This window comes from Corynebacterium sp. (genome assembly GCF_012838985.1).
Lineage (GTDB): Bacteria > Actinomycetota > Actinomycetes > Mycobacteriales > Mycobacteriaceae > Corynebacterium.
Genome location: NZ_DUOE01000003.1, coordinates 1 through 8847 on the forward strand (window position 1 = coordinate 1; position 8847 = coordinate 8847).

Sequence of the window (8847 nt, forward strand, 5' to 3'; positions counted from 1 at the left end):
CAACTTCCCCGTGAGCATGCTCCCGTTCGTGCTGCTGATGAACTGGATCTACGTCCGCGGCGACCGCAACATCACGCTCACGATCCTCGTCCACCTCGGCGCGAACCTGAGCACCCAGGTCCTGGCCACGCACCCGGACACGGAGGTCATCGCCACCGGTGTCCTCCTCGCGGTCACCGCCGTCGTGCTGTGGCGCGAGCAGGAACGGATCTTCACCCCGCCGACACGTCAGGCCGGGCGCAGCTCCAGCAGCCTGCCGGCCGGGCCGTCCTCCAACACCCAGATCGCTCCGTCGGGTGCCTCGGCCAACGCCCGGATGCGCGCGCCCATCTCCCATTCGTCGACGACCGTCGCCGGCTCGCCGAGCTCCACCCGGACGATCTTTTCGCCGGACAATCCGCCGAGGAGGGCGGAGTTCGACCAGCCGTCGAAAAGCTCTCCGGAATAGATGAGGAGGTTGCCGGGCGAGATCGACGGCACCCACCATGCGGCGGGGCCGTGGAAACCGTCGTCGTCGCTGTGGTCGGGGATGGGGTCGTTGTTGTAGTGCACGCCCATCGACGCCTCCGGCCACCCGTAGTTGTCGCCCTCGACCAGCAGGTTGAGTTCGTCGCCGCCCTGCGGGCCCATCTCCGAGACCCAGATGCGGCCCTGGTCGTCGGTGTCGATGCCCAACGCGTTGCGGTGTCCCATCGTCCACTGCTCGGTGTCCCACGGGTTGCCCGGCGCGGGCTGCCCGTCGAGGGTCAAACGCAGGACGGAACCGAGGTTGGTCTCGTTCTCCTGCGCGGGACTCATCTCCTGGCGGTCGCCCGAGGTGACGTAGAGATGGCCGTCGTGGATGAGCAGCCGCAGCGAGAGATGCCCGTTGCCGGCGGCCGGGGTCTGCTCCCAGAGCTCCTCCAGGCCGACCAGCCGGTGGTTGACCGTGTCCAGGTAAGCGCGGCCCACGACGCCCTGCGCGCCGTTGGTGTGCGACCGCACCCAGCTCAGGTAGACCATGCCGTCCTGCTCGAAGGTGGGACCCGGGATGATGTCGTGCATGCCCGCCTGCCCCTGCGCGTGCACGGGCGGCAGACCGGTGACCTCCGTGACCTTGCCGGTCGTCTGGTCCCGCAGCTGCAGCGCGCCGCGGCGCTCGGCGATGAGCAGATGGTCGGTGCCCGGCAGGAAGGTCATCGCCCACCCGGTGTTGAAGCTGCCGTGCTCGTCGACGGTGAACTCGCGGGTGGCGTCGTCGAGGGCGACCGGCTCCGGGGTGCCGGCGACCTCCGCGCCCTCCTCCTCTTCTTCTTCGACAAGCTCCGGGTCCACCGTCGCCGGCGACACCGTGGCCCCCTCCGTGGGCGGTGGCACCTCCGCGGGTTCCGAGGTGCAGCCGCTGAGCAGGACCGCGGATAGGGACAGGGCGAGGATTCGACGCATGGCCCCACACTAACCAGAGATCCGATGTGATGAGCGTCATCGAGATCTGTTCATGGCCGGTCTGTAATGTCTCTACTCGTTGTCCGGCCCCCTGCTGAAAAGAACTCCCCGTGAAGAAGACGCTTCCCATCATCGCCCTCTCCCTCACCCTCGTCCTCGGCGGCGGTGCCGTCACCCCGGCACTGGCGCAGAGCTCGAGCAGCTCCGGCTCCTCCGGTTCCTCCGGCTCCTCGGGCAGCTCCCGCGGCCCGGTGAACAAGGTCGAGTTCGGCGAGGACCGGGTGGACGGCCCGCTGGTCATCACCGTCGTCGGTGATCTCCTCGGCCAGGGCATCTCCGAGAACGTCGGTTTCCTCATCGGTGACCTCGGCATCATGGCGAACATCGGGGTGGGCGAGGAGTTCGCCATCCTCTTCGGCGATTCGTGGCGGGGTCCCCGCTTCGGGCAGGGCGAGTGGATGAGCCCGGTCGGTGTCGTCGCCGTCATGGGTGAGGACGGCCGCATCGAGATCCTCCGACCCCTCAACGACGGTGACCGCGTCGAGCAGCTCATCGACTACGCCCACACCGACGGCATCACCGTCATCCCCTCCGACGTCATCAACATCGACGGCACCCTCTACCTGCAGGGCATGTGGAACCAGGGCATCGGCAACGTGCTGCGCACCGAGATCTGGGAGTCCACCGACCAGGGAGCCACCTGGGAGTCGCTCGGCACCACCCCGACCTCATACATGAACGGCCAGGGCAACCTCATCACGTGGGAGCAGGGCCCGGACGGCTACGTCTACGTCATGTCCTCGGAGTTCAAGCGTGCCGACGACGTCTACCTCTCCCGCTTCCTGCCGGAGCAGATCGCCGACCGCACCACCTGGGAGCACTACAACACCACCACCGGCGAGTGGGACGCCACCTTCGCCGGCACCCCGGTGCTGAGCGACGACGTCGCCGCCGGCGAGATGTCCCTGCGCTACATCGAGGGCCACTGGGTCCTGGCCATGTTCAACGCCTCCACCTACACCGTGCAGGTGCGCATCACGGAGAACATCACCGACGACTGGGACGCCATCACCCCGGCGGACGTCATCCTCGGCGGCGTGTGGGGTTCCCCGCAGGACGCCGGCAACTTCGCGCAGGTCTACGGCGGTTACATCGTCCCGGGTTCGACCATCGGGGACATGGATCTCGTGGTGTCCCAGTGGCGGACCGGCAGCAACACCCGTTACAACTCGACCCAGTTCAACGTCACGGGTCTCGACGAGTTCTTCGGCATCGGCACCGCACCCACCGTCCCGGAGGGCCGCATGGCTCCGCAGACCGTCCCGCAGGACCGCGCCGGCGATCAGTCCGTCATCCGGGTCGAGCAGACCGAGGTCACCGCGGACACCACGCCGGAGCAGGGGCTCCTGGACTCCACCACGGACCTGGTCATCGTGCCGCTGGAGCAGTAGTTCACAGGGTGCGGTTGATCGCCAGCATCCACTGGTTCACCGGCCCCTACACCTCCCAGCGCACCTCGTCGGGGTTCTTGTCCGCACGCCACCCGCGCCACGCGGCCTGGCGTACCCGCCCCTCGCGGGTCCGGCCCGCCAGGGACACCTCGCCGACGAGCTTCGGGGTGACGAACCACGCGTCGGACTGGTCCGCCGTCGGCACGTCGTCGACCGGCGGGGTCTTGCGCCCGATACGGCGCAGGGTCTTCTCGATGTCCCCCAGCTGCGCGGCGGTGAAGCCGGTGCCGACGCGGCCGGCGTAGCGCAGCTGACCGTCGGCGTCCGGCACCGCCAGCAGCAGCGAACCGATCCCGCCGGCGCGCCCGCCCTTGCCGTGGCGGGCACCGATCACCACCACCTCCTGGTGCAGCTGCGTCTTCAGCTTCAGCCACGCCTTGCCCCGCTTACCGGGCAGGTAGGTAGAGTCGGCGCGTTTGGCCACCAGCCCCTCCAGCGCCAGCTCGCGGCTGATCTTCTCCGCCTGGGCCAGGCTCCCGGTGAGCGCGGGAGGGACGGTGACGTGCTCACCCTCGGCCAGCACCTCGCGCAGGAGCTCGCGGCGTTGACGGTACGGAGTCCGCAGCTGCGGACTCACGTCCTGGTCACCCGGCGCGCCGAGCTGGAGGATGTCAAAGACCATGTAACGCAACGTCACGTCCCCGGCCTCCCCCTTGGCGGCGGCCTGCAGCAGCCCGAAGTCGGGGCGGCCGCGGTCGTCGAGGGCCACCAGCTCCCCGTCGAACACCGCCCCACCGGCCTCCGCGGCCGGGCCCTGCAGCAGCTCCACCAGCTCCCCAGCCTGCGGGAACAGCGCCGTGTAGTCGTGACCGTTGCGGCTGGCCAACACCACCCGGCCGTCCCCCGTCCCGACGCCCACTCCCGCAATGATGCGGTAGCCGTCCCACTTCATCTCGAAGACCCACTCCTCCCCGTCCTGCACGCCGAGCTTGATGTCGGCCGGGGTGCCCGGGGTGGCGAGCATCGGGGACGGCAGGTCCGCGACGCCGAACGCCGGGCGGGCGGCAGGGGACTCAGCGACCTCAGCCTTCTCGCTGGGAGCGGGATCGGCGGGGCGTCGAGAAGCATCGTCGGGCTGATCCTTCATGAACTTCAGCAACCAGTGCTTCTCCTCCCCCATGCCCGGGGCGTGGATGAGGGCGTAGCGGCGCGGCACACCACCCAGCCCACCGTCGGGGCGGCCGTGGAGGACGGCGATGACCTCCTTGCCGCCGCGCCACTTCTCGATCTCGCAGGTGCCCGCATCCCAGATGCTCACCTCGCCGGCGCCGTACTCCCCCTTCGCGATGGTCCCCTCGAAGGTGCCGTACTCCAGGGGATGGTCCTCGGTCTGCACGGCCAGGCGGTTGAGGGAGGGGTCCAGCGGCGGGCCCTTCGGTACCGCCCAGGAGACGAGCACCCCGTCGTGCTCGAGGCGGAAATCCCAGTGCAGGCGGCGGGCGTGGTGCTCCTGGATGACGAAGGTCGGCTCACCGTCCGCACGCGCCGTCGGCCGCTCCTCCGGCACCGGCTCCGCCGTCTTCGAGGGATCGCGCATGGAGCGGTAGGTGCTCAGCCGGTCGGGGTCTCGGAGGGGTCGGCGCGCAGGGGCTCCAGCGGATCAAGCCCCTCGGCGACCCGCTCGAGGACCTCCTCGTACTCGAGGTGCCGCAGGTCCGGGTCCGCCAGCTCCTCCCAGGTACGGGGTGCGGCGACCGTGGGCCGCAGGCGACCGCGCAGGGAGTACGGGCTGACGGTGGTCTTGGAGGCGTTGTTCTGCGACCAGTCGATGAACACCTTCCCGGCGCGGTCGGCCTTCTTCATCGTGGAGATCACCTCATCCGGGTGATCGGCCTCCAGGCCGCGGGCCAGTTCGCGGGCCACCTGGGAGATCGTCTCGGAGTTGTGGGTGCCGTCGAGCGCCGCGTAGAGGTGGATGCCCTTCGACCCGGAGGTCACGGGGAAGGCGGGCATGCCCATGTCCTCGAGGATCTCCCGGCACCAGCCGGCGACCTCCGCGCAGTCGCGCAGCCCCACCCCCTCGCCCGGGTCGAGGTCGAGCACCAGCCGGTCGGGGTTGCGGGGCTGGCCGTTGGCGCCGAAACGCCACTGCGGGGCGTGGAGCTCGAGGGCGGCGACCTGCCCGAACCAGGCCAGGACGGCCGGTTCCTCGGCCAGCGGGTAGTGGTTGGTGGAGGTCTTGTGCGCGATCCTGCCGGTCGGGATCCAGCTGGGCGCCGAATCCTCCAGATCCTTGCGGAAGAACACCTGCCCCGGTTCTTCCTCGGTGCCGACCCCGTCGACCCACCTTTTACGGGTGACGGGACGGCGGGTGAGCTGCGGGATGATCACCTCGGCGACGCTGAGGTAGTAGTGGATGACATCGGCCTTCGTCGTGCCCGTGGCCGGGTAAAGCACCTTGTCGAGGTTGCTCACCGACAGCGTGCGCTCGCCGACCTGAAACTGCTTCCTGCCTCGCGCCATGGCCTGCCCTTTCTGTATAAGCTTCATGTTATGCGCGCAGTATGGACCGGAGCCATCACGTTCGGACTCGTCAACGTCCCCGTCAAGGCCTACGGGGCGGTCGAGGACCACGACATCTCCTTCCACCAGGTCCACGACAAGGACGGCGGCCGGATCCGCTACGAGCGGCGCTGCGAGGTGTGCGGCGAGAAGGTCGACTACAAGAACATCGACAAGGCCTACGAGTCGGACGGGGACACCGTCGTCCTCACCGACGAGGATTTCGAGGCGCTCCCGGAGGCCGACAACAACGAGATCGAGGTCGTCCAGTTCGTCCCCTCCGAACAGGTCGACCCGATCATGCTCGAACGCAGCTACTTCCTCGAGCCGGAGGGCAAGTCGCCGAAGTCCTACCTGCTGCTGCGGCAGACGCTGGAGGCGACGGACCGCACCGCGATCGTCACGTTCGCGCTGCGACAGAAGACCCGCCTGGGTGCGCTGCGGGTGCGCGGCAAGGTGCTCGTCCTGCAGGGTCTCTTGTGCGCCGATGAGGTCCGCGACGTGGATTTCAAGGGCACGAAGTCGCGGGCGAAAATCTCCGACAAGGAGCTCGAACTGTCGGCAGCGCTGGTCGATCAGTTCGCCTCGGATTTCACTCCGGAGGCGTTCGAGGACGAGTATCAGATCGAGCTGCGCAAGCTTATCGACGCCAAACTCGAGGCCGGCGACACCCTCGACACGGAGGCCACCTTCGGGGAGAAACCGGACGAGGATGACTCGGACGACGCCGACGTCGTCGACCTCATGGAGGCCCTCAAGGCGTCGCTCGACAAGAAGCGCGGCGGGAAGAAGCCTGCCAAGAAGACCACCAAGAAGGCGGCGAAGAAGACGACCAAGAAGTCGAAGTCCGCTTAACGACGCCAGGTCGTCGGGTCCCCGGCCGCCGTCGCCGGGTCCAGGCCCCACGCCTGCGCGATGAGTTCGAGTGTGCGGTTGTTGGTCTGGGTGGTCGGTCCCTTGATCAGCAGCATGAGTTCGTCGGCCTGCGCGCGCTCGGCAAAGGCCTCCAGGTACTCGGCGGTCTGCTCGCCGGTGCCGACGGCGTAGTAGTCGAGCATGGAGGCGTAGTGCTGTCCCACCGGGGAGGCCAGGACCTGGTCGATCTCGTCGTCCCCGGCGACACGGCCGTTGAAGTGCATGACGGTGACGTGCTGGCGCACCATCTCCCGGTGGAGGCGGGCCGCCTCCTCCTCGGTGTCGGCGGCCGTCGCGTTGAGGGCGGCGATGACGTAGGGCTCGTCCATCAGCGCCGACGGTTCGAACGTTTCACGGTAGACGGTGACGGCCTGCTCGAGCATGGGCGGGAACAGGTGTGAGGCGAACGAGTACGGCAGGCCCAGCTTGGCGGCCAGCTGCGCGCCGTAGAGGGAGGAACCGAGGATGTAGAGGGGCACGTTGGTGTCCCGGCCCGGGATGGCCTGCACGTCGGGGATGAGCGACTCGCCCTGGAGGTAGCGGGCGAGCTCGATGATGTCGGAGGGGAAGTTCTCCGCGGCGTTGACCGGGCGGCGCAGCGCGCGGGCCAGGGTGGTGCGGTCGGTGCCGGGCGCGCGGCCGAGGCCGAGGTCGATGCGGCCGGGGTACATCTCCTCCAGGGTGCCGAACTGCTCGGCCACGATGTACGGGGAGTGGTTGGGCAGCATGACGCCACCCGCGCCGAGGCGGATCGTCGAGGTGTGGGCCGCAACGTGCCCGATGACCAGGGCCGGGACGGCCGAGGCGATCGAGGCGGTGTTGTGGTGCTCGGAGTACCAGACGCGGGAGAAACCGAGTTCCTCGGCCTTGCGGGCGAGGTCGACGGAGCGTCGAAAAGCATCGGCGGGACGCTCGCCGTCGAAGAAGGCGGAGAAGTCGACGAGGGAGAGGGGGATGCGGGTCACTGGGTTACTGCTCCTGGGTGGCGGATTCGATGAGGTTGCCACCGGTCAGCGGCTGGTTGTCCGCCACGGCGGCCTGCCAGGCGGCGGTGGTGTCCACGGCGGCGAAGTTGGAGTTGAGCAGGACCATGAGGGTCTCGTGTACCTGCTGCGCAGGCGCGGAACCGGCGGAGTTGGACAGGTTGATCGCGCCGGTGGCGTCGGAAAGCACCTCGACGGCCAGGCCGCGCGGCTCAGCGTCGGCCGCGGTGCCGATGATGCAGTTGTTGGTCATGTAACCGACGAGCGTGAGGGTGTCGACGTCATTCTCGCGCACCCACTCGTCCAGATCAGTGCCGGCGAAGATGCTGGCCCAGGACTTGGTGGCGGGCTTCCAGGCGTCCGTGGCGCGGGCGGCGATGTCCGGGTGCAGCTCCTGCCCCGGCGACCCGGCGCCGAAGACCGGGAAGTCCGCCGGGTACTCGTGCCGGATGACGGCGACCGGGATCCCGGCCTGCTCGGCGGCGTCGATGACGCTGAGGATGTTCGCCAGGGACTCCTCCACCGGCGGGTACTGGATGGCCAGCGGGCCGGAGAAATACTCCTGCTGGACATCGACGAGGATGAGGGCACGACGGGTCATGGTGTTCTCCTTGCGTGGGGATGGTCAGTCCATGGTGGCCCGCGGGAGTCCGGTAGCGTGAGTGGCGCAAGGGAACACTGTCGATGGAATCGGGCCAACATGAAGATCGCCGTCCTCGCTTTCGAGGGCATCACCGCCTTCCACGTCGCCGTCCCCCTGGAGGTGTTCGGGGAGGTCTCCCGCCTCGGACTGGCCGACAACTGGTCCGTCCAGGTGTGGTCCGAGGACGGGCAGCCCGTGCGCACCGCCGAGGGGCTGCTGCTGGGTGACCTGGCCGGCCCGGAGGCCGCGGAGAGCGCCGACCTGCTGGTGCTGCCCGCCTGGTACCCCGACCTGCGGGATCCCTCTGAGCGGGTGAAGACCCTGGTCCGAGGTGCTCAGCACCGTGGCGCCCCCGTCGCCGGGCTCTGTCTGGGTGCTTTCCCGGTGGCGGCCTCCGGGGTGCTCGACGGCCGGATGGCGGTGACGCACTGGGCCGCGGCCGACGACTTCGCCGGACGTTTCCACGACATCAGCCTGGAGGCGGACGCGCTCTACATCGATCACGAGGACGTGCTCACCTCCGCGGGCACCGCCTCCGCCCTCGACGCCTGCCTGCACATCGTCCGCACCCGCCTCGGCACGGCCGCCGCCGCCCGGGTGGCCCGCCACCTGGTCATCGCCCCGCACCGCGAAGGCGGACAAGCCCAGTACATCGAACGGCCTCTCCCGGCCCACCAGGGTCAGGGGCCGGTCAGTGAGGTCATCGACTGGGCCCTGGCCAACCTGGACGAGTCGCTGACCGTCGAGGAGCTGGCCGCACGCGCCCACATGAGCCGACGCAACTTCACCCGCCGGTTCCGCGAGATCACCGGCACCAGCCCGGCGCGCTGGGTCACCGACCACCGCCTGGACGAAGCCCGCTCCCTGC

At 69.0% G+C, this 8847-nt stretch carries 6 protein-coding genes and 1 pseudogene; 3 read left to right on the plus strand and 4 right to left on the minus strand.

Going from position 1 to position 8847, the window contains the following annotated elements:
- Positions 1 to 228 precede the first annotated feature (228 nt).
- The gene (locus tag GXZ33_RS00110) at positions 229 to 1425 is read right to left on the minus strand and encodes a PQQ-dependent sugar dehydrogenase (protein ID WP_291338839.1); all 1197 of its coding nucleotides are present in this window, start codon (positions 1423 to 1425) and stop codon (positions 229 to 231) included.
- A gap of 110 nt (positions 1426 to 1535) precedes the next feature.
- Between GXZ33_RS00110 and GXZ33_RS00115 the strand changes: the two genes are divergently transcribed.
- Positions 1536 to 2876, plus strand: coding sequence for a DUF4185 domain-containing protein (locus tag GXZ33_RS00115; RefSeq protein ID WP_291338840.1), 1341 nt, complete (start codon positions 1536 to 1538; stop codon positions 2874 to 2876).
- Between the two features lie 46 nt (positions 2877 to 2922).
- On the opposite strand, the pseudogene GXZ33_RS00120 reads toward GXZ33_RS00115, so the two are convergent.
- A pseudogene (locus tag GXZ33_RS00120) lies at positions 2923 to 5399 on the minus strand (ATP-dependent DNA ligase).
- Between the two features lie 30 nt (positions 5400 to 5429).
- Between GXZ33_RS00120 and GXZ33_RS00125 the strand changes: the two are divergent.
- Positions 5430 to 6293, plus strand: a complete 864-nt coding sequence (locus tag GXZ33_RS00125; protein ID WP_040085471.1) for a Ku protein — start codon at positions 5430 to 5432, stop codon at positions 6291 to 6293.
- On the opposite strand, the gene GXZ33_RS00130 is transcribed toward GXZ33_RS00125, so the two are convergent.
- Together GXZ33_RS00130 and GXZ33_RS00135 are read right to left on the minus strand one after the other, a co-directional pair.
- On the minus strand, positions 6290 to 7318 hold the full coding sequence (locus GXZ33_RS00130; RefSeq protein ID WP_291338841.1) for an LLM class flavin-dependent oxidoreductase: 1029 nt from the start codon (positions 7316 to 7318) through the stop codon (positions 6290 to 6292). The two genes, GXZ33_RS00125 and GXZ33_RS00130, sit on opposite strands and share 4 nt — an antisense overlap.
- A 4-nt stretch (positions 7319 to 7322) precedes the next feature.
- Positions 7323 to 7937, minus strand: coding sequence for an isochorismatase family protein (locus tag GXZ33_RS00135; RefSeq protein WP_291338842.1), 615 nt, complete (start codon positions 7935 to 7937; stop codon positions 7323 to 7325).
- Between the two features lie 99 nt (positions 7938 to 8036).
- Here GXZ33_RS00135 and GXZ33_RS00140 point away from each other — a divergent pair.
- On the plus strand, positions 8037 to 8847 hold an 811-nt coding region (locus GXZ33_RS00140; RefSeq protein WP_291338843.1), incomplete at its 3' end, for a DJ-1/PfpI family protein.

What these genes read in the sequence shown, in the direction of transcription:
- GXZ33_RS00110 (WP_291338839.1), bottom strand. Translation starts at nt 1,425, where the DNA reads ATGCGTCGAATCCTCGCCCTGTCCCTATCCGCGGTCCTGCTCAGCGGC.
- GXZ33_RS00125 (WP_040085471.1), top strand. Translation starts at nt 5,430, where the DNA reads ATGCGCGCAGTATGGACCGGAGCCATCACGTTCGGACTCGTCAACGTC.
- GXZ33_RS00135 (WP_291338842.1), bottom strand. Translation starts at nt 7,937, where the DNA reads ATGACCCGTCGTGCCCTCATCCTCGTCGATGTCCAGCAGGAGTATTTC.